The organism is Bacteroides finegoldii DSM 17565 (assembly GCF_000156195.1).
Lineage (GTDB): Bacteria > Bacteroidota > Bacteroidia > Bacteroidales > Bacteroidaceae > Bacteroides > Bacteroides finegoldii.
The window spans coordinates 47,022-67,146 of record NZ_GG688317.1; the positions used below are offsets into that span (position 1 = coordinate 47,022).

The window sequence follows — 20,125 nt, forward strand, 5'->3', positions numbered from 1 at the left end:
GAAATGCAGAAAAGAACGAAATTTTTAAGGTTGGGCTACGATTTGGCACAGGGGAATATATAACTTTGTGGCATAACCATAAAATGACAGTAGTATGGCAGCAAATCTCTTTGGGCGGTATGTCTGGCTGATAGATACCCTGCGCCGATACAAACGCCTGACATTCCAAGAAATCAGCGAGCTTTGGCAGGAAAGCGGGCTGGGCTATGGTGAGGAATTGCCTTTGAAAACCTTTCATAATCACAAGAAAGCTATTAAAGACATCTTCGATGTATATATAGAATGCGACCGGAAGGACGATTACCGCTATTACATAGACGAGCCGGAACGGTTGGAAGGAAACAACCTGCAAAGCTGGCTGATAAGTTCCTACGCTACATTGAACCAAATACAGGCGGACAACAAACTGGAAGACCGGATTATTTTTGAAAATATTCCATCGGGACAAACCTGGCTCACGCACATAGCCGAAGCCATGCGGCGCAATCATGTGTTGAGTGTCACGCACCAAGGGTTCGGCAAACCGGAAGCCTGCACGTTTGAGATTGAACCTTATTGTCTGAAAGTCGTGAAGCGTCGTTGGTATGTGGTGGCACGCAGTCCCTACTATTCAAACTGGAACAAAGAGAAAGGCATCAAGCCCGCCGATGTCTACCGGGTATATGCCCTCGACCGTATTTCAGACATTCAGGACACGGGCAAGACATTTAAGATGAAAAAGGATTTCGATATCAATCATTATTTTGAAGGATGCTGCGGAGTAATCACATCGGATGAACCCATACAGCGCATTGTTCTTTTGGCTTATGGCGGTTTTGCCGATTATCTGCGTTCCTTACCCTTGCACGAATCACAACGAGAGATAGAGGGCGATGATGAGTCCACGCTGTTTGAGTACCATCTGAAACCGACTTTCGATTTCTACCAGCTGATTCTTGCTCAAGGCGACCAAGTGGAAGTGCTGGAACCGGAATCTGTGCGCGATGAAATGCGCAATTTTGCTAAAAATATGTTGGACTATTACACTTGGGAGGAGGATAAACCATGCAAGGAATAAATTTCATAGCCATCGACTTTGAGACAGCCACAGGCAAACGAGCTTCCATTTGCGAGGCGGGCATCTGTGTGGTGCGTGACGGAAAGATTGTGGAAACCCGTTCGTGGCTCGTCCGTCCGCAAGGAAATAGCTACAGCTATTGGAACATGCAGATACACGGCATCCGCCCGAATGACACGGCTGATTCTCCGGAATTCCCGGAAGTATGGACAGAAATCAGCAAATACCTTAAAGACATTCCCGTACTTGTGGCTCACAATGCCGCTTTCGACATCGGTTGTATCCGTCACTCGTTGGAATTATACGGCATGGAGAAGCTGGAGATCACTTATTATTGTTCCCTCCGTGCGGCACGCAAACTTTATAGCTTCGGCTGCAACAGTTTGGACTATCTCTGCGACCAGTTCAGGATACCTTACGGGCAACACCACCGGGCAGGGGATGATGCGGAAATGTGCGCACGGCTGTTTCTGAAGGAATTGGAGGATGCCGGATGGTGCGGATGGGAAGAGATGGGGAATTGTGGTGGAAAGTTGTAAAATGAAAAACAAACTTATGATACGATGAATACATTAGAATTAAAATCCATTGCGGAACTGCAGGACATGGCGTTTTATATTCCTGCCTATCAACGGGGATATCGTTGGACGCAACAGCAAGTGAAAGATTTGCTGAAAGATATACTTGAGTTCAGCGGGAAGAAAGGTAATGCCAGCATTTATTGCTTGCAGCCATTAGTCATCGTGAAAAGACTTTCCGATGAAGATTCAGTAATGAAGCGAATACATGAGGCAAAAGATTTGAATGAAGTAAGACACTTGCTGAAAGAACAATGGGAAGTAGTGGACGGACAACAGAGACTGACTACCATTCGCCTTATTTTAGAAGTGTTACAGCAACCTCATTTCTACGATATTGAGTATGAGACCCGTAAAAACAGCGCCTCTTTTTTAGATGGCATTATGAACGGAATTCCAGACTCTAATGTCAAGGAAAACATTGATTATTACTACATCAAACAAGCTGTCAATTGCACCAACAATTGGCTGAAGGGAAAAGACATTGACCGTTTTCGAAACGTTTTGCTCCATCAGGTAAAGTTCATTTGGTATGAAACCCAAGAGAATAACCCCAAAGAGGTGTTTACACGGCTGAACATCGGAAAGATTTCGTTGACCAATGCAGAGTTAATAAAGGCACTTTTACTAAACAAATCCAACTTCCCGAACGATGGCTACAGCACAGTCAGGTTACGTCAGCAGGAGATAGCCATGGAATGGGATGTCATAGAATACACACTTCAATCCAATGAATTCTGGCTCTTCCTTAACGAGCCCGGCAACGAACGTTCGACACGTATTGATTTCATCTTTGACATGATTTGTCAAGAAGACATGCTGCATTGCAAGGATGACCAAGAGATTCAGATGAATGGTGACCTCAAAACATTCCGTTACTTCAATCATTATTTTGAAACACAGAAGCAAAAAGAAGAAGCTATCCAAACTATCTGGGAGAAAGTAAAAGAGATTTTCCAGACCTTGCAAGAGTGGTTTGATGACAAGGAATTGTACCATTATATCGGTTTCTTGATTTGCATCGGAAAAAGCGTAAACAGAATTTATCGGCAATGGACACGATATGCCACCAAATCGGCTTTCCGAGAAAATTATCTTATGAAGGCAATCAAGGAAAGCATCCGTTACAAGGACATTGAAAATACCGTCTATGAAGTTGATGCGGAAGTTCCCCAAGAATTCAAAGGTGGGGTCAAGCAGAATTGTCGTCCCATTTTGCTTCTGCACAACCTGCAGACAGTCATCAACCAGAATAATGTATTGGCTGAAAACAAGAAATACCGGGAGGGTGTATTTTACAAATTCCCGTTTCATTTGTATAAATCAGAAGATTGGGACGTGGAACATATTGACTCAAATACTGAAAACAAACTGAATGATATACAATCGCAGCGCGAATGGTTGCTTAATGCCTATTTCGGACTCCAGGGTGAGGCATTCAAAGAAATCAGGAAAAATATTAAAGACTTCTTCGAGAAATTTACCGGAAAGAATTACGAACAAAGCGAAGATCCGGACAAGCAGAAGGCACGAAACGAGCGATTTGAAGAGCTGCGAAGCAGTATTGATGACATAAACGGGAATATTCGGCTGTCTCAGATTGAGAAGAATAAAATATGGAACTTTGCCCTGCTGGATTCATCCACCAACCGGAGTTATGGAAATGCCATCTTTCCGGCCAAGCGTAGAGTCATCATTGGCAAGGATCAGGGTAAGAGATTCTTTCCGCCAACGGTTGACGAGAACGGAGCGATTGTGGAGTGTAAAGTCCAAGAAGGTCAATCCTCTTTCATCCCGCCATGCACCAAATCTGTCTTCCTGAAGTACTACAACGCCGCATCGTCTGATTTCAATACTTGGAACAAGGAAGATGCCATAGCTTATATGAACAACATCAAAGACACACTTAAAGAATTTTTATTATGACAGAATATAGCAAGAACATCTCGTTTTGGGGCCTGTTGACATCAAAGAAAATAGTCATTCCCATCATTCAGCGCGACTACGCACAAGGCAGAATTGGTAAAGAATACCTGCGGGAACGTTTTCTTGGCCAGTTGTTTGCCGCACTGCAAGGGGATGCTAAGCCATTGGTGCTCGATTTCGTCTATGGTAGTGTGGAAGCGGACACTCTCTATCCGCTCGACGGTCAGCAACGTCTGACTACGTTATGGCTGCTGCATTGGTATTTGGCTTTATGTGCGGGGACATTAAACGAAGATAGGGCAACGCTGCAACGATTCTCATACGAAACAAGAGTCTCCTCCCGAACCTTCTGCCAAAAACTTTGTGACATAAACGAAAAATATAAACCAAAGAATCACGGCATCCGTTCTTTCATACGCAACCAACGCTGGTATTATTCCATTTACGATCAGGATCCTACCATACAATCCATGTTGCGTATGCTGGAAGGTACGGACATTAAGGACAGCAACGAAACAGACATAATAGACGGTATTGAAGAATATTACTTAAAATGGACAAAGGATAGGGCTTTGGAACTTTTGGAACGATTGAAAGATGAAGAGAACGCACTTGTTAAATTCTATCTGTTGAACATGGAAGACAAAAACATGCCGCTGACCGATAATCTGTATATCAAGATGAATGCCCGTGGCAAAGTCTTGACCGATTTTGAGAACTTTAAGGCCGACTTGCTAAAATACAAACAGAACGACCGGGAGTATTTGATACCGGAGGATGATGCAAGTAAAGAAGATGGGGTCAGTGTGTTGATGGACACTCGGTGGACAGATCTGTTTTGGCATTTCCGTTCCTCCGAAGACCGCATTGATGAAATCTACATGAGCTTCCTCAATCGATTTTTCCTCAATTTGCGCATTGCAAACACAAGTTTTAAACCGGAAAAGATAATAATAGAAGATTTGTATAAGATGCTGTCCACGGCAGATAAGAAAGGAAACAAAACAGACTGCCATTATCAAAGCATGAGCATCTACAATGATGTGCTCACTAAAGAATGTATCGGTGAACTTACTGCTTGCTTGAACAATCTGTGTAGACAGTATGAAAAACTAACAGAAGATTATGGAAAAGAAAAAGCCAAACAGGCTATGGATGAGCTTTTTTGGCCTTATTGGAAGTTAGACGAAGACAAGACCGGCAATACACCTTTCTATTTCATCCCACATTATAAAAAGACAGAAAATAATAAGACAGATAATACTCCATACACGCTTACCTATCCGCAACAAGTAGTTTTCCATGCCATTTGCGTTTATCTGACCACGTGTAAGGAGGTGAACATAAACAAACTAAAAGATTGGATGCATTTTGTTTGGAATATAGTGGAGAACAGCTATATAGACAAGGAACAAAGCATCAGTGCCATTCGTTTCTTTGGAAAGGGAGTCAATGAATTGCCCAAATTCGGAGATGCAGTAATGCCCATTAATGCTTCGGACGACATTATCACTTACTTAGCCGGAATAGACGAAAGCCAGATAAAAGACACATTCAGCCGGAGACAGTTATTGGAAGAAATATCGAAAGCCAAACAGATAAAGAAAGGCCCTGACTGGAAAGGTAAAATATATGCAGCAGAGAACTTTGCGTTCTTCAAAGGTGCCATTGCTTTCCTTTTCAACAACGAAGAAGGAAAGGTAGATTGGAGTTGCTTTGATAAAAAGATGGAGACCGCAAGGCTGTTGTTCGATAAAGAAGGTATCCGGACGGAGAAGCGTGTGGAAACCTTGCATACGCTATACAGCTACTGTGACAGTTGGGAATTACAATTCTGGTGGAATGCCAAGATATTCACTTGTACCGCAAACACATGGAAAGAAAACATCCTGACCAAAGTCAATGCCTCTAACGAATATATCTATTCAAAACCAGTTCACCATTTATTGATGGGACATTCTCCTTCAAATGAGACAAGGTCTGAGAAAATACGATTATTGGCCAATGAATCATTCGTTAGGTTCCTCGTATCGGAAAATACAAATAATTGGAATTTGTATATCCGTCATCCACATGATGCTTTATACTATTGTGGCTATAAGTATGGGGTAATGTTGAACTATCCGATGCGCGATACCTATTTGAACCGACTATTAGATGCTGGAATCATAGAACTGACCGATAGCAATAAGAGAATAACCGGCACCGGACTATTTTGGGGAAATCTTAGTATAAACTTCATCTATCATGTAAACGGAAAGGAACTTTATCTGCAATGGTATAAGCAAAGTAACAATAAGGAATACGATATCTATCTTATGACGCAGGGATGGGACTACAAGAGGCGTTCCATTGTGTTGGAGAATGAACAAGGTGATAGAAAGCAATACTATTGTTTTAATATTGCAGAGCCGAGTGATGGCACTTCATACATTGATAGTTTCTGCCAACAAGTAGAAGCTGAATTTGCGGAATTCATCTCAGAAAAAAAACATCCAATGATTAGATTATGACCATCCTTCACCTCTCAGACACTCACAGTCAGCATCGGCGGCTTACCCGGCTGCCCGATGCTGACATCCTTGTGCATTCCGGGGATTTCACCATGAATGGAAGTGAGCAAGAGGCCATTGATTTCATGAATTGGCTTTGCGACCTTCCATACCCACACAAGATTTTTATCTGTGGCAATCACGATGCCTGTCTATACGGAGCCAAGATAGACGGGTTGGATAAGAATGTGCATTACCTATGCAATTCCAACGTGATAATTGAAAACATAAAATTTTACGGCGTTCCCATGTTCATGGAAGATTGCATTTCAGACCGCCAGGCCCGTAACTATGCAGCCATACCTGCCGACACGAATGTATTAATTACCCATTGTCCGCCCTATGGTATTCTTGATTTTGACGATGGGATAAACTATGGTTCGATCGAGCTTTTGACGAGAGTAGAAGAAATAAAGCCCCGTTTGCATTTGTTTGGGCATGTCCATAAGCAGCACGGAGTAAAGAAAGATGGTTCAACTATTTTCTCAAATGGCGCAAGCATGAATGGAGATTACACGAACTTCAACTTTCCGAACCTGATTGAAATATAATGAAAGTATTGATTATTCAGAAAGAGGTGTTCAAAGAAATAGCAGCGAAGTCCGCTCGCTTTTCCCAACTTTGCTTTTTTATTTGCTGACAATTTGTTGGTAAAGACTGGACCATAGTCGAGGTGAAAAACAGCCTTATTGGATGGCATCATACATGATACCTCATGTGGAACAATATACAACCATTCCCAATACCACTGTATAAACAAACAAAAATATTCCCAAGACTTTCATCCAGAAGTCAGAGAACCAAACGCCTTCATTTCGCCTAAGGATTTTGCGCATATTGGATTCATGTTCCGTTAACATTTTCGTCTGTTCGGAACGGTGATTTTTCAACATGTTTTTCCATGTCTCAATGGCTTGGTTTAAGAGCTGTTGAAGCTGAGCAAGATGTTCGGATTTTATAGTTGCCTTGAACTGCGTGTTTTGCTCTGCTTTTACAATCGCATTGTAAATGCCGTTGATAATGTTATTGGAACTACTAATAGCTTCCTGCAAAATCACTGCAGCCTCACCCTCAGCTTTAATAGCATCCAGAAGATCTCGATGGATTTTCAACAATGCCTCTTTTGCTTCACGTATTTCTGTGAGTCGCTTGTCTGCATCCTGTTTTTCAGCCTCTAATTCATGATTGCTTTCAGCCTTTTTCAGCATATCATCAACGTTTATTGATGAAGTGATTTTAGATTTTCCAATTCCCATGATTCTTGTTTTTGGTTGTTAGTTTATCTGTGAAGTCCTTTCCTACGCTTACACATGCTGTTTGCCATTCTTGCACAGTGGCGTGCCCATTCAAGGTCATCCTCGTCTTTGTCCCGTCCCTAGCCACCTGTGTCAGAACCGCCACCGCCGCTTGATGCGGCCATACTTGTGGCAGCATCCAAATACCCGGCAAAGAGCAAAAGAGCCGTGTGCTGTATCTCTTCAATCTTAGCTAACGGATGTGCCTCTTCTAAAGAACAATCCTGCCGAATGATATTGTCTGCGAATTCTGGTATCGCCACATGGTATTTGTGATACTCGTCTGTCGTTATATCGTAATGCTTCATAACAAGCTGCGAAGCAGTCGAAGGTTGTATAACAGGAGTCTTGCCTGCTGTCCGTGTTTGTTGGGGAACAGGTTTTATTGGATTTCCTTTCCTGCGGATGTAGTTTTGCCCAAGTAGCTTCAATCTTTGATGGAGTCAGGTTTCGCCCGACACCCAATATGGATGATTTGTAAATGGAGTTGCTACGCTTGATAGAATAGCCATAAATTCCTCCACCGTCTTTTTCTTGCAGGTGCACTTTATAGCCCCGTTTCACCAGTTCCATTTCATACCTCTGCCAACTGAATTCGTCCATCGTGCGGAGTATCTCCATGCAGTTGTCTGAGACTTCCTGCCTATGTTGGATACCTATTTCTTCAGACTGGACCCAGCCTCGTCTCTCGTTGATGATGTTCGCAGCCATGACAGCCCTCTCGCCAATCTTATGGCTGTCATTGATTTTTCCGTCCATATCTACATGGTTGGCATCAATGTGCAGATGGAGAATGCCACTTTTGGAATCACGATGCAGGGCGACTATGTATTGCGAACCTTTGAGGTTGGTCTGTTTTGAGGAAGCCCGTTTGGTTTTGCCGGAGAGGTCAATGGAATCAAACACGCGGATGAACTCGTTTGATAAACGTTCCCAATCATCCATCGTCCAATCCCGGCTTTCTTCTTCGGATGGAGAAATCTCAATTCTTATCACATTTCTGCCAAGAGGCCTGCCCTTATTAATGTTCTCTGCAAACTTTTTCTGCACGAGCATCATCCGTCCGTACATCGCTTCCGGCGAAATATCATCGGGCAAGAAGTTGGCTTTGACTATATCCGCTTTCTCCTTGTTGACGGAATATCTTATGGCATTTGCGCCATGCGATATGGTGGAGGTTTTTGCTATCATAAAATTTATTCAGTAAGGTAATTTTCTATCTGGCTCCAACGATTGATAAGCTGAGTAGCGGCCCTCATCCATTGTTCCACAAATCGGGTATCGCTGAAATACATAGCCCGTTTGTCCGCTTGGATGGATTTCACGGCTGCTGCAATACGGATAAGGTCACCCCTTGCATCCGTCAGACTACATAGGGCTTCCACTTCATGGTCAGACAACCGTTGCCGTGGATGTTGCCCCAAGGCGGTACGCCGCACATATTCGCTAATGGATAAGCCGCAGGTTTTGGCAAGTTCTGCCGCTTGAGCATATTCCTGTTCTGTCACCCTGGCTTCAAGCCACAGGGTGCGTCTTGTGACTTTCTTTTCGTTTTCTTCATCAATTTCTTTGTCGGTATTCTTTTTCTTCTTCATACTCTGTTATGCTATGGGTAAAACATCAATTCAAAAAGGGTCAGCACGGTGGGAGCTTGCGACTGCCGGAATATGCCTATGTGAAACGAATAAGCGAAGCGAATTTGTGCGACATAGGAACTTCTTGCAATACTGCATACAACAGCTTCGGACACACCACCTTTCTGATACGACTATATAGAGTTGTCTGCCAAAATATCTCCGCCGAAATTTTCCGTTGCCACAGTCAGTGGGAAAACTGAGACAAAAGGGAAAGAAGAGGACGAAGTATGTTTACCGTCATCTGATATAGCAGGAGGATTCTCTCTTTCATCAGGTCGGTCTTTCAGCCGGACATAGAAAGGATTGTCTATGCGGTAACCATCCTGCATCCACGCCGATATACATTTTAACGTATGGATGCTTGTCCGATTACTCTGCATGGATGCGATAATTCCCAACTGGTTCATCTTGTCAAGCACACGGGATATGGTCTTTCTGTCGTAGCCCAACTTGCTGGACAAATCCACTTCTGAAAGAACGGCTTGCCCTACTTGCAAAGTTGTGGAAAAACCTTTTATGGCGTACTCGGTCTCTTTTAATACGGCCGTTTCAATCAGTTGGTGTAAAATTTTCATGCGGTCAATGCCGTATTTGCTTCCTGCCAGATACGTAAGTTGCTCAGCTGAAAGCACTATGCAATAATGTAAGTTAGTTTTCATCATCTGTTTGTTTGAAGATATTTTATAAGTGGTACAGCCAAAAAAGAAAGTCAGCGGTGCATCCCACATCCTCTCTCCGGCATATAATACTCCCTGTCGTATGCGATATGGTCAAGTACGTCTTGTAGTCTGTCAAGCTGACGACTATTCAATACACGGATGGCAGCAATGGTTATTTTCTGTGAAGCAATACGGCGGTGCTCACAGTTCAGCTCTGACATGTTACCGTCTCCATCTGCATAGACGCTCCGCAGATAGTCGTTCACAGCTTCGGTTTGTACCCTGCTTGGATATGCCGCAGGGTAACGGTCTTGAATATACTCCACCATGTGGCTGACCGCGTTTGCCAGTAACGGTTCATGCTCTTGGAGTTGTTTGATAAGTTCTTCCTTTCTCATGTTTTCAATTATTTTGTCCCATGTCCCAAATGTTTCTTATAACTTTCTCTTTTATCTGTCTTTTGTTTTCATCCTTTTTAGGGGAAAAGAGGGACAAAGGGACAGATATTCTTCTTTTCCCTTAGTTTGAGATTTAGAATGGCAAATCCTGTTCACTTGGTAATGAAGTACAGACTTCTTCGTTTGGTGCGTCCACTCTCACCCACGGATGCTTTGCCCGTCCGGTCTTGTCACAATAGGCAGGATGTAACCCTTTGACTTTTTCCTGATCACTCCGTTTCCAATTAGGAATCATGGACATCAGGCGATTGATATATTGTGATGTGTATTTGGCAGGATTGCGTCTGACCAAATCATTGGGCATTTCCTCTATAATCTGCCGGGCACAAACCATGTTGAGCGAAGTCATTGTTGAGTTTGGTTCTGAGTATGCTCCCTTTTGATAAGCCTGTCGGATCGGAATGGTCCAACTTGCATATTGGACGGGAATCTCACGCTCCAAATACATTTCCAGATCTTCTATGATGGGATCAACAAGGATGTTGGAATGTTGTACCTGCACTTCATTGGCTTGAATTTCCATATCGGGTGTCAAATAAAGTTTCATTCCTTGCCGATAATAGGCGTATGCTTCTGCCCAAAGCTGAGGAACAACACGTTGTAGCGCATCCAGCCATTCTGAAACATGACCGTTTCCTTTAACCGGAATTATCCACCAACGGCGGTTCCCGTTGTCCCCTTGCAGGAAGTTTGTCTCATTGGTAGTAGCCGCAAAGACATTGTGCCGCATAAACTCCACAACCTTATGTCCGTATGCAGGGCGCATATAGTCGCTGCAACGGCTCAGGAAAGCTTTGGCTGCCTCTGCATCATTCGCCCGTTTCAAACCGTTCAACTCACTGATTTCAATAATCCAACCATTGGTTATGGTTTCTACCTTCTCCTTGTCACCACTGGCAAAAGAGAACGAGTCGTTAAACCATTTCCCGCTGATGATCTTGAAAAAGGTGCTTTTCCCGATACCCTGAGGGCCAGGCAGAGTCAGCACGTTGTCAAACTTGCAACTGGGGGTGAAAACCCGGGCAACAGCCGCCACGAACCATAGTTTTGTCTGTTCTCTGACAAGCGGCGTATCCTCCGCTCCCAAATAATCAATGAGGGTTGTGGCTATGCGAGGATGCCCGTCCCATGTCTCTTGGGTGATAAAATCCTGAACAGGGTTAAAACTCCGTTCCGACGAGGTCGTTTTTAGCATTTCAAAAACTTTATTCTGTGTCAGATATAATCTGTATGTCCTTTCCAAATAGTCTTGTATCTTTCCTGCCGATTCCTCATCAATCTTGTTGCCATTGACATTGCGAAACAAAGGGCTGAAACATACATCGTCCTGACAAAAAGTATCATATCTTATCCGACTAAGATTCTCATCCAAAGTGAAAATAAGTCGGAGGTTACTGATGGAACGGACTGGATTTCCATAGCTGTCTGTTACCAAATCTTTTTTCCAATTATCTTCCATATTACTGCTCCTTAATATGAATTCCACCTGACTCTTTTGCCAGAGACAGTGCAAGGTCTGCATCCACCACAATCTTTCGTTCTATCTGTGTGATAGCCTTGTCTATGATGCCGCTCTTCTTAATGCGGTTAGCTGTGGGTACGCTGCATCCGAACACACGGGCAATACCCTCTATGCCATAATAGTTGCCTTTGGAAGCCATTGGGGATGTAGGCTTTTCGGTGGACGCTACACTCTTTGTAATGAGAAAGCAAAGCTCCTCGCCTGTCATCATGGCGATAGGCTTTTGAAGTAATTGGTTAAAATTGAATTTTTCTTCCATACCTTTACTTGTTTAGTTATTAGCTTACTTTAAGCTTCGGCTCAACTCTGTGAAACCGATTTCATGAGCAAAGGTAGTTTATGAAACTCTGCATATCGGTCGGTTTATTTGTGGCTTAATATAACCAACCGATTTACAACAGATGTTTACAGAAAAAGTTACGGATAGCTAGACTTCCCAATTATCCGTTCTTGATAAAATAGTCCGTCCATCGGTCTATTATCCGTTTTGCTTTGATATAACTGTTTCCTCTTTGAGGCAAGTCCAAAACCATATCCTTGATTTCGCCATACCGCTTCTGTGGTATATCGTGTCCGTAATGCTGTTGAGAGAACTGTTCAACGGCGCGATGGAATGTCATGTATCTTATGGAGGCTTTCATTCTTCCAACTTTTACCAAAGCTTTCAATAAATAGGCAAGGCTTATATCCTCGGTATTCTCTTCAAGAAACGAGCGGATGCCCTGCTTGATGCACTCCTTGTCCCCGACGAGAATATCATCCAATGATTGCATAACCTTTTTGTTCCCACGTCTGCCTTTGGCTTTTCGCAAGGCAAACATCACTTCCTTCCAGATTTCCGGATTCCAGACTTCTGCTGTATCTTCCCATCCGGCTTTGCTTTCAGTTCCCATTTCTATGCTTTGATGAACAAGCAAGGCAACACATGATTTTATCAGAATCATGTCGCCATTGTCAACTTCTCCACTGTTTAGCAGGCGGTCAAGTAACTTGGCCATACGTGAAAGACCGTGGTCAAATATCACGAAATAGTACATGCAATAAGCCAAAATCTCCTTCTTCTCCACTACATAATCATACAGGTTGGCCATAACCTCACCAACAAACACGGCATGGGACAGGAAAATGATTCGGGAGATGTATGTCAGGGATTGATACACCATTTTCCTTTCCAGTTTGCTCAACAGATAGCATCCTTTGCTGTTTTTCATAAGTACATCCAGTTGCTCTGTCAAATAGGATCTTGTTTCCTGCGGTAAACGGTTCCAAACCTCAATAGGTGTTTCGGAATGAACCATCAATAATTCCGACTTTGGGGATGTGAGCAACTCTACCGTATCCGTTTTTACGTTGACACCTATCCACAACCGTTTGTTGGTGATACATTGGGCTATAATATCTGTATACTTGCCAGCCCATTGCTGATTGGCTATATTCTGTATATCTTTACCGTTCATGAAATCGGAAAGCCAGTTATACAACAGTAAAGCTTCTGGCGGTGTACATTCCCGCATCATCTGATATATATACATCAGAATAGATAAGTCCCCCTTGCCTATAGCATCCATGCGTTTACAGAAATCGGCATACACCTCTTCGTTGGCTGACTTCCAAGTACAGATAGCCATATCAGCGCAATCCTTTCTTGTGAAGTAGTCTTTTATTCTCTCTATGAAATTTCTCATCTTCAAAGTCGTATTAGGCTCGTGTAAACAATTTGGCTAATTCCTTAGTGGGCATACTCGCCAGTTTTGCCAATAACAGGTCTCTTTCAGAGGTCTTTGTCAGATTCAATAGTTTCGAGTTATTCTCCATCTGAATTTCAAGAGGATAATGCTCAATGTATATTTGGGTGATAGCATGATCAGAAGATGCGTGCCCCATGCTTTCAGAAATATAATCCATATCTACTCCTGCATTATGCAGGTTGGTGGCAAACGAGTGTCGGCACCATGTACCGGACGGACAGATGGATTTGTCCCAATGTAGTACTTCATGGCATACCTTAATAACACGGTCTTTTACGTTTGAATTTTCCTGCATGGTATATTTGCGGCGCAACTCTTCTGTTTCCGAGCCTTTTAATATATGAGGAAAAACAAGACCATCCCGAGTCGGAGGTGCCGCCACTTCATCTAACACATATTGTAAAGGAGGGATGATAGGAACGATTACTTCGGAACCGTCAGCACTTCTTCGGGAAGTTTTCTTTCGGTTGAAGCGGAAAGCCTTTCCGTTTGTCTGATAATAATAACTATCGTAAGTCAATCGTCCTGCATCTGCCATATTGAATCCATTGCATAGGTACTGGGCAAGAAACAGTCCCAATGAGTAATGAGCACGTTTGGTATATTCTTCCGACCAATGTTCGGGATATTTCTTTGAGACAAAAAGGTTATATAGCTCCGTCATCTGACAGACATTCAGAAAGCTCTGTTTGCGCTTCGCACTCTTGGGTATGCTCACAAGTCCTTTCTCCTTCTTATTAGAAAAAGGATAAGGAACATCTTTGAGATAGCCTTCATGTACACATCTGTTCCATACGGCACGGCAACAACGGAGATAAATCCCGGCGGTAGTATCACTGATTTTCCCAACGATTGCTCCATTTTCATCTTTTACTCCACTATGCATCCCTTCTTTCCATTTCTGGATTTCCGCAGCACTGATGCAGAATCCTCTAATCATATTGGTTCCGAGAATTTTTCTGAATGATTTGAGTGCGCACTCGTAGCTCTCTGCCGTGGTAAAACGTGCACCGCCATCGTTTGTACGCAACTCATGGATAATTAGTTCCCATATACCAATAAAGGATTGTGACTTGGTCGTATTTTCTTTGGATAGCATCACTCCCTCGCCCATGATACATTGACGTACCATTTCAAATGTCAGGATGCCACCCTTGTTCAGATTCATCAGCATTTCTTTGTATTTGAGAACAAAGGTGTCTTTCCACTCTTTTTGAGGTTTGTAGTTCTCACTCTTGCATTTAGTCGCATTACAAATATCTGAGAACTTCTTTTCTGTAAAAGAACTTCCAACGGTAAGATAAAAGCACTTGCGGTTTATCGTGAAACGGAGAGATAACGGAAACTCGCACGCGTTTTTCCTGCGAGTGCGTGAATCCAACACGACAGAAACAGAACAGTTTCGTTCCTTGAAAAGCGACAAGGACTTTGTCAGTTTTTCCATTGCATTCATTGTTTATGCTCAACATAACCTCTGAATACAGACGCTTTGCAATGTGAGGCATACATATACAAAACATTGTCGTTATATGCAGCGGTGCAATCTCGTTGTCTTCTGTCGCTGATTGGTAACCGGACTTATGCTAATCGGTCTCAACCCCTGAAGCAACTCTCGCGTTTTGTTTGTCATAGAGTACCCTCCGACTGGCACTCCCTCTACGCATTGATCCATCAGAATGGGATAACCCTCCCACGGCGGTTAGGCAAACTCACTTTTCTTTTTCAAGAAAGAGCACCACCAAGGTCATGGCTTGCCACAAATGCATTACGCGATACAAAAGTACGATATTATTCTATAAATCAAGGTGTAAATGGAATATATTTGAGTTTATTTAACCGCCAAGTATGGTCATATTAACAGAATATCTTAATGAGTTATGTTATAGAATGGCATGGGATTTCACAGAAATTCTATGTGCAAACAGAGCCAACTCAAACCGCTTGTTTACGCATTGTTTACGCAGATAAAGAAAAAAGCACTTGCGATTTCTCGTAAGTGCTTAACTTTCAACGTGGACCAGCCTGGGCTTGAACCAGGGACCTCCAGATTATGAGTCTTTTTGTATGGTATTTCATGGAATTACATATTATATAAATATACTGATTGTCAGTACTTAATGCATTTTGTGGTTTGCAGGAAAATACGTATGTTTGCAGTAGTTTCCGTGCGAAAAGGTCACCTGAAGGTCACCAAAGAAAGCGGAATATCACTTGTAAATAAACATATTATGGAGAAGAAAGAAACGAATAAGGTCACTAAAACGGCAAAAATGGAAGCCAAAACCACTTCAAGGGGAGAAAAGTGCCTCGCCAAATTCACGGCTGCAAATGGCAACGTATATGGGTCGTTGACTCTTGACATACGAAAAGCAGGAGATTACTCGCAACCGCTTCCTGTGGCTGTGCGTGTGTGCCATGCTGGACAGAAGGTCTTTCTTCGTTTGGGCAAAACATACACTATGGAAGAATGGTTGACCTTGTGCGAATACGAGAAAAGTGGCCGTCGTGTTCAACTGACAGAGAGAAACGACATGAAAAATCTAATGGACAGGGTGGAACTTATCGCCAATCAACTTATCGCAGAAAACAACTTCTCTCTTCGCAAGCTGCAAGACAGATTTCAGGGTAAAAAAGATGATGACAGCACCATTATTACAGTGTGGGATTCATACATTCAATCTAAGACCAATGAGGGCAAGGCTGGTTCAGCCCGTTGTAGCAAAGATGTTCGTAACCGCTTTGTGAAAGACTTGGGGACGGATGTATCATTTGCTGACATTAACAGGGAGTTCGTCTTGAAGTGGGTGAAGATTATGAGGAAAAATGGACTGAGTACCACGACCATTGCCATCGCACTTCGTAGTTTCAGAACAATCATCAATATGTGTATCTCAAATGGTTTGATGAAAGGTGATACCAAGGAAATGTTCAAGGACACAGGTTACAATAAATCCCAAAGCCGCAAGCATGAGTTTCTTGATGTGGCTACCATGCGTAAACTTTATGACTTCTGGAAAGCAGGTGAGGCAAAAGACAAGGATGGGAACGAGTTGTTTCTTGGGCGAGAAAAGCATGCTATATTTCGCGACCTTGGATTATTCCTCTTTATGTATTTAGGCGATGGGCAAAATCTTGCTGATACTCTCCGTCTGACTTATGATGAACTATACTATGCCACTCATGGCAAACAGTTACGTTTTCTTCGTCATAAGACCCGGGAACGAAACGAGAGTGCCAGTGAGGTAATATTTCCTGTTACACCTGAGATACAAGAGATACTCAACCGATATGGTAATGCTCCAGAACTTGGGCGAAGGGTATTTCCCATAATGAGCGAACTTATTACCCCTGAACAGGAGATATGGGTTATCCAACGTTATAACAGATATATACGTGAGCACATGGCAAAAGTCGCTAAACTCATAGGATTGGAACAAACACCATCACCAACATGGGCAAGACATAGCTTTGCTACCAATCTCAATAATTCAGGTGTCGTACCTTATAAATATATAAGTGACAGCATGGGGCATAGTGGTGGCAGTGACATCACTTCCAACTACATAGGCGCCTATCCTCTTGCGAAGATGTTGGAGTACAATTATTATTTGCTTAATGAGAAGCCTAAAGAAACTGCCCCAGTTGTAGATAAGAAAGCTTTGTTGGAGATGCTGAAGGGCTTAAGCGAAGAGGAGAGGATGGAACTGATAGCTAATCTATCTGACTAATTATAGCTGTTTACCGCAAGAGCACCAAGTGAAATACCACAAAAACACGGAACAAAACACAGCAAAAATACCGAATTAAATACCGCAAAAAAGTGGATTTAATTACCACAAAAAACACGAATTAGCAATACAATTCGCAGGAAATGTGTATCTTTGCCATTGAAAAATATATTATATGAATTATTATAAAAGAACAGCCGATGCCCTGCTGCAAGATTTACTGGATGCATTTGGGGCAGTATTGATAGAAGGTCCCAAATGGTGCGGTAAAACCACTACGGCATCTCAACTTGCCAATAGCATCTTGAGAATGCAAGACCCAAGTATGCGTGAGGAGTATTTAGCCACAGCTAAAACTAAGCCGTCCATTCTGTTAAAAGGAGATACACCTCGTCTTATTGATGAGTGGCAAGATGCTCCAATGTTGTGGGATGCGGTACGAACAACTGTTGATGACCGCCAAATTCCCGGACAATTTATACTCACTGGTTCCAATGCTGTTGACAAATCTCAAATACATCATTCCGGAGCTGGTCGTATTGCCCGGCTGCGTATGTTGCCTATGAGCTTGTGGGAGTCGCAAGAATCTACGGGCGAAGTTTCATTGAAAGAACTTTTCAACAATCCTGATTATGATATTGACGGTAAAATGTCTAAGATGACAGTCGAAGACCTAATCTTTGCCGCATCCCGAGGTGGATGGCCGGCTTCTTTGTTGGCTCGTACTCCAAAAGCTCAATTACTTGTGGCAAAGAACTATGTTCAAACCATTTGTTCTGACGACGTTTCCGGTATTGATGGAAAGAAAAGAGATGCCAAACTGACCAGCATGATACTTCGGGCTTATGCCAGGAATGTTTCGACATTGGTCAAGAAAAAATCTCTTTTAGATGATGTAACCTCGTCTGGCGAAGTAAGTTGTCACGTAGATACATTTGATGATTATGTTTCGGCTTTAGAAAAACTATTTGTTATCCAGAACATAAGTGCATGGTGTCCTGCTATAAGAAGCAAGACCGCTATCAGAAGCAGTGTAAAACGATGCTTCTGTGACCCTTCTATACCGATTGCCCTTTTGGGACTATCTCCCGAATCATTAAGTATGCAGCTTAGGACGTTTGGATTTATCTTTGAGCAGATGTGTATTCGTGACCTAAAGGCGTACACCATTGATTTGAACAGTCATGTATCTTACTACCATGACCGATACGACTTGGAAGCGGACATAGTGCTGCATTTGGAAGATGGACGTTATGCTCTCATTGAGTGCAAACTTGGTAGTAGCGAAATTGATGAAGGAGCTAAACACTTACTCGAACTCAAAAGGCTTATACAGGAGCACAACAAAACGGAGAAGCAGGTGCCTATTCGGGAGCCGGACTTGCTTATTGTGATGACGGGTGGAACAATGGCATACTCTCGTCCCGATGGAGTTAAAGTGATTCCTTTGGCATGTCTCAAAGATTAACCATTTAGCGAAACTGTTTATATGGACGATGATATGAAGGAACTTCACCATGATAACTATCCCAGTCAATCGGAAATGCAGGAATGGCTTGAAGCGAATCGAGAAATCTATACAGACTTTAAGAGTAAGATTCAATCAATCTTAAAGAACCTGTTGTGCGATAACTACAGTAAACAGATAGATGATGAGGCAAACAAGCTACAAAGTATAATCCTGGAGATAATGACCACAGAAGAAGGGGCTGCTACCGATGAGATGATTGACAAATTCTCCAATACCATAGAAGATGGGAATGTGTCTGCCTGCTGCTTGTATTGCTATTTGGAACTGGACAATGGGCTTAAGGAAATAGAATATGCCATAAGCAAATTTGAGCAATCAGAGGATGCAAAATACATTAAAGAAGGCATTCATGCTTATTGGGAGGACGAGAAACGTGAAACTCAAGAAGCAGTTAACAAGGATTTGAATTTGCTCAGCTTGCGTCGCTGGCACTATGAACACCCCGGAGACTATCAAGAATTTACAAATCTTTTTGCCAAAGCATACGAAGGTGACATGACTTTCATTCTTAAAGGCATGTCTTACTTGGCAGAGATGCTGTCTCTCAATGGAATTAAGGGCATTACAGAATTACTTGAAAGTCTTTGTCCTGGGACTGAAAGCTACAATAAAGCTCAATTTGGAAGCAATTACCAACAAGTCCATGAGAAACTGACAGCCTTGTTTGCTTCTACATTTAATCAAGAGGCTACGAAACAAAAACTCCTGCATAACAATCCTTTCATGTGTAGTGCGTTCTACTGGATGATATTTGACGATGGTTTTGTGAAGATGGGAGATTTACTCTCCAAAACAATGATGGGAGAAAACTCGTCTGTCTGGCAGAAAGGTTTTGGTGGGCAATTTATACGCTCTTTAATGCTTACCAGTTTTGACAAAGCGGCTTATACCAAAGGGGCATGGAAAGCTATGGGTAAAAATGGTGCGGCAAAAGAGGTGGTCAGTTCCACCTTACAGGCATCTATAGGACGCCGTGGACGCAAGCAAGTCTGTGTTCTGCTTGAGGAAATGCTTATACAACCTTATGCGGAACTTCTTACCAATGGGATAGAGACAATACTCACCGAATGGATGGAAACGAATGCTACAGACTCCGTTCTTGCCTATATTTTTGCTGCGTTGACTAATGGTGGTTTGCTTAATGACTCTTATAATTACCGAACTTTTCATACTGCCATTTTGGAGAAATTCCCATCCCTTGGATTCAAATTGGGTTTTGATTGGGCAGAAGCCCTTTATTGTGCCATTATCAATGAACATGGCGACTATGGCTATAATTTGAGCTTATCAGAAAAAACTATTCAAACAGGAAGGGAACAAGCGAAGTTGATGGGGATAAGACTGCGTACTTTGCTTTCTCCCAATGTATATTAATTCTATCATAAACGCTTGGCTAGTTAAAAAGAAACGCTATCCCGTTAAAAGCACCTCGGC

At 42.7% G+C, this 20,125-nt stretch carries 16 protein-coding genes and 1 pseudogene; 8 read left to right on the forward strand and 9 right to left on the reverse strand.

The features are described from left to right. Positions 1-94: 94 nt before the first annotated feature. From BACFIN_RS19060 to BACFIN_RS19040, 5 genes are read left to right on the forward strand one after another with little or no spacing between them, the layout of a single operon-like run. Entirely contained in the window at positions 95-1,057 is a 963-nt protein-coding gene (locus tag BACFIN_RS19060) for a helix-turn-helix transcriptional regulator (RefSeq protein ID WP_007747582.1), read from the forward strand. After that, positions 1,045-1,596 (forward strand): 3'-5' exonuclease, encoded by a 552-nt coding sequence (locus BACFIN_RS19055; protein WP_007747588.1) that lies wholly within the window; start codon positions 1,045-1,047, stop codon positions 1,594-1,596. The genes BACFIN_RS19060 and BACFIN_RS19055 overlap by 13 nt, the downstream gene beginning before the upstream one ends. Before the next feature lie 24 nt (positions 1,597-1,620). Further along, on the forward strand, positions 1,621-3,561 hold the full coding sequence (locus BACFIN_RS19050) for a DUF262 domain-containing protein (RefSeq protein WP_007747589.1): 1,941 nt from the start codon (positions 1,621-1,623) through the stop codon (positions 3,559-3,561). Continuing rightward, a complete protein-coding gene (locus BACFIN_RS19045) occupies positions 3,558-6,074 on the forward strand; it encodes a DUF262 domain-containing protein (protein WP_007747592.1) in 2,517 nt (838 codons plus the stop codon). Before BACFIN_RS19050 ends, BACFIN_RS19045 begins: the two co-directional genes overlap by 4 nt. Further along, positions 6,071-6,664, forward strand: a complete 594-nt coding sequence (locus BACFIN_RS19040) for a metallophosphatase domain-containing protein (protein ID WP_007747597.1) — start codon at positions 6,071-6,073, stop codon at positions 6,662-6,664. Before BACFIN_RS19045 ends, BACFIN_RS19040 begins: the two co-directional genes overlap by 4 nt. Before the next feature lie 162 nt (positions 6,665-6,826). Here the strand turns inward: BACFIN_RS19040 and BACFIN_RS19035 are convergent, their stop codons facing one another. The 9 genes and pseudogenes from BACFIN_RS19035 to BACFIN_RS18995 all read right to left on the reverse strand — a co-directional run bounded on the left by BACFIN_RS19035 (position 6,827) and on the right by BACFIN_RS18995 (position 14,876). Further along, entirely contained in the window at positions 6,827-7,369 is a 543-nt protein-coding gene (locus tag BACFIN_RS19035) for a hypothetical protein (protein ID WP_007747605.1), read from the reverse strand. Positions 7,370-7,392: 23 nt separating this feature from the next. After that, a pseudogene (locus tag BACFIN_RS20370) lies at positions 7,393-8,599 on the reverse strand (relaxase/mobilization nuclease domain-containing protein). A gap of 5 nt (positions 8,600-8,604) precedes the next feature. Next, a complete protein-coding gene (locus BACFIN_RS19025; protein WP_007747613.1) occupies positions 8,605-9,003 on the reverse strand; it encodes a plasmid mobilization protein in 399 nt (132 codons plus the stop codon). A 173-nt stretch (positions 9,004-9,176) separates the two neighbouring features. Then, positions 9,177-9,704, reverse strand: coding sequence for a hypothetical protein (locus BACFIN_RS19020; RefSeq protein WP_032839063.1), 528 nt, complete (start codon positions 9,702-9,704; stop codon positions 9,177-9,179). A gap of 50 nt (positions 9,705-9,754) precedes the next feature. After that, positions 9,755-10,102, reverse strand: a complete 348-nt coding sequence (locus tag BACFIN_RS19015; protein ID WP_007747619.1) for a hypothetical protein — start codon at positions 10,100-10,102, stop codon at positions 9,755-9,757. A 133-nt stretch (positions 10,103-10,235) separates the two neighbouring features. After that, entirely contained in the window at positions 10,236-11,621 is a 1,386-nt protein-coding gene (locus tag BACFIN_RS19010; RefSeq protein WP_007747629.1) for a virulence-associated E family protein, read from the reverse strand. A gap of 1 nt (position 11,622) precedes the next feature. Continuing rightward, positions 11,623-11,943, reverse strand: coding sequence for a DUF3853 family protein (locus BACFIN_RS19005; RefSeq protein ID WP_007747631.1), 321 nt, complete (start codon positions 11,941-11,943; stop codon positions 11,623-11,625). Positions 11,944-12,124: 181 nt separating this feature from the next. Continuing rightward, positions 12,125-13,369, reverse strand: a complete 1,245-nt coding sequence (locus tag BACFIN_RS19000; protein ID WP_007747634.1) for a DUF6043 family protein — start codon at positions 13,367-13,369, stop codon at positions 12,125-12,127. A gap of 13 nt (positions 13,370-13,382) precedes the next feature. Beyond that, on the reverse strand, positions 13,383-14,876 hold the full coding sequence (locus tag BACFIN_RS18995; protein WP_192909829.1) for a tyrosine-type recombinase/integrase: 1,494 nt from the start codon (positions 14,874-14,876) through the stop codon (positions 13,383-13,385). Between the two features lie 784 nt (positions 14,877-15,660). On the opposite strand from BACFIN_RS18995, the gene BACFIN_RS18990 reads away from it, so the two are divergent. From BACFIN_RS18990 to BACFIN_RS18980, 3 genes are all read left to right on the forward strand, one after another. Beyond that, the gene (locus BACFIN_RS18990) at positions 15,661-17,160 is read left to right on the forward strand and encodes a tyrosine-type recombinase/integrase (protein WP_032839064.1); all 1,500 of its coding nucleotides are present in this window, start codon (positions 15,661-15,663) and stop codon (positions 17,158-17,160) included. Positions 17,161-17,335: 175 nt separating this feature from the next. Further along, entirely contained in the window at positions 17,336-18,628 is a 1,293-nt protein-coding gene (locus BACFIN_RS18985; RefSeq protein WP_007747646.1) for an ATP-binding protein, read from the forward strand. A gap of 21 nt (positions 18,629-18,649) precedes the next feature. Then, on the forward strand, positions 18,650-20,065 hold the full coding sequence (locus BACFIN_RS18980; RefSeq protein WP_007747648.1) for a DUF6043 family protein: 1,416 nt from the start codon (positions 18,650-18,652) through the stop codon (positions 20,063-20,065). Positions 20,066-20,125: the final 60 nt, after the last annotated feature.

Coding starts and splice junctions, on each gene's coding strand:
- BACFIN_RS19060 (WP_007747582.1), top strand. CDS start 95: ATGGCAGCAAATCTCTTTGGGCGGTATGTCTGGCTGATAGATACCCTG.
- BACFIN_RS19055 (WP_007747588.1), top strand. CDS start 1,045: ATGCAAGGAATAAATTTCATAGCCATCGACTTTGAGACAGCCACAGGC.
- BACFIN_RS19050 (WP_007747589.1), top strand. CDS start 1,621: ATGAATACATTAGAATTAAAATCCATTGCGGAACTGCAGGACATGGCG.
- BACFIN_RS19045 (WP_007747592.1), top strand. CDS start 3,558: ATGACAGAATATAGCAAGAACATCTCGTTTTGGGGCCTGTTGACATCA.
- BACFIN_RS19040 (WP_007747597.1), top strand. CDS start 6,071: ATGACCATCCTTCACCTCTCAGACACTCACAGTCAGCATCGGCGGCTT.
- BACFIN_RS19035 (WP_007747605.1), bottom strand. CDS start 7,369: ATGGGAATTGGAAAATCTAAAATCACTTCATCAATAAACGTTGATGAT.
- BACFIN_RS19025 (WP_007747613.1), bottom strand. CDS start 9,003: ATGAAGAAGAAAAAGAATACCGACAAAGAAATTGATGAAGAAAACGAA.
- BACFIN_RS19020 (WP_032839063.1), bottom strand. CDS start 9,704: ATGAAAACTAACTTACATTATTGCATAGTGCTTTCAGCTGAGCAACTT.
- BACFIN_RS19015 (WP_007747619.1), bottom strand. CDS start 10,102: ATGAGAAAGGAAGAACTTATCAAACAACTCCAAGAGCATGAACCGTTA.
- BACFIN_RS19010 (WP_007747629.1), bottom strand. CDS start 11,621: ATGGAAGATAATTGGAAAAAAGATTTGGTAACAGACAGCTATGGAAAT.
- BACFIN_RS19005 (WP_007747631.1), bottom strand. CDS start 11,943: ATGGAAGAAAAATTCAATTTTAACCAATTACTTCAAAAGCCTATCGCC.
- BACFIN_RS19000 (WP_007747634.1), bottom strand. CDS start 13,369: ATGAGAAATTTCATAGAGAGAATAAAAGACTACTTCACAAGAAAGGAT.
- BACFIN_RS18995 (WP_192909829.1), bottom strand. CDS start 14,876: ATGGAAAAACTGACAAAGTCCTTGTCGCTTTTCAAGGAACGAAACTGT.
- BACFIN_RS18990 (WP_032839064.1), top strand. CDS start 15,661: ATGGAGAAGAAAGAAACGAATAAGGTCACTAAAACGGCAAAAATGGAA.
- BACFIN_RS18985 (WP_007747646.1), top strand. CDS start 17,336: ATGAATTATTATAAAAGAACAGCCGATGCCCTGCTGCAAGATTTACTG.
- BACFIN_RS18980 (WP_007747648.1), top strand. CDS start 18,650: ATGGACGATGATATGAAGGAACTTCACCATGATAACTATCCCAGTCAA.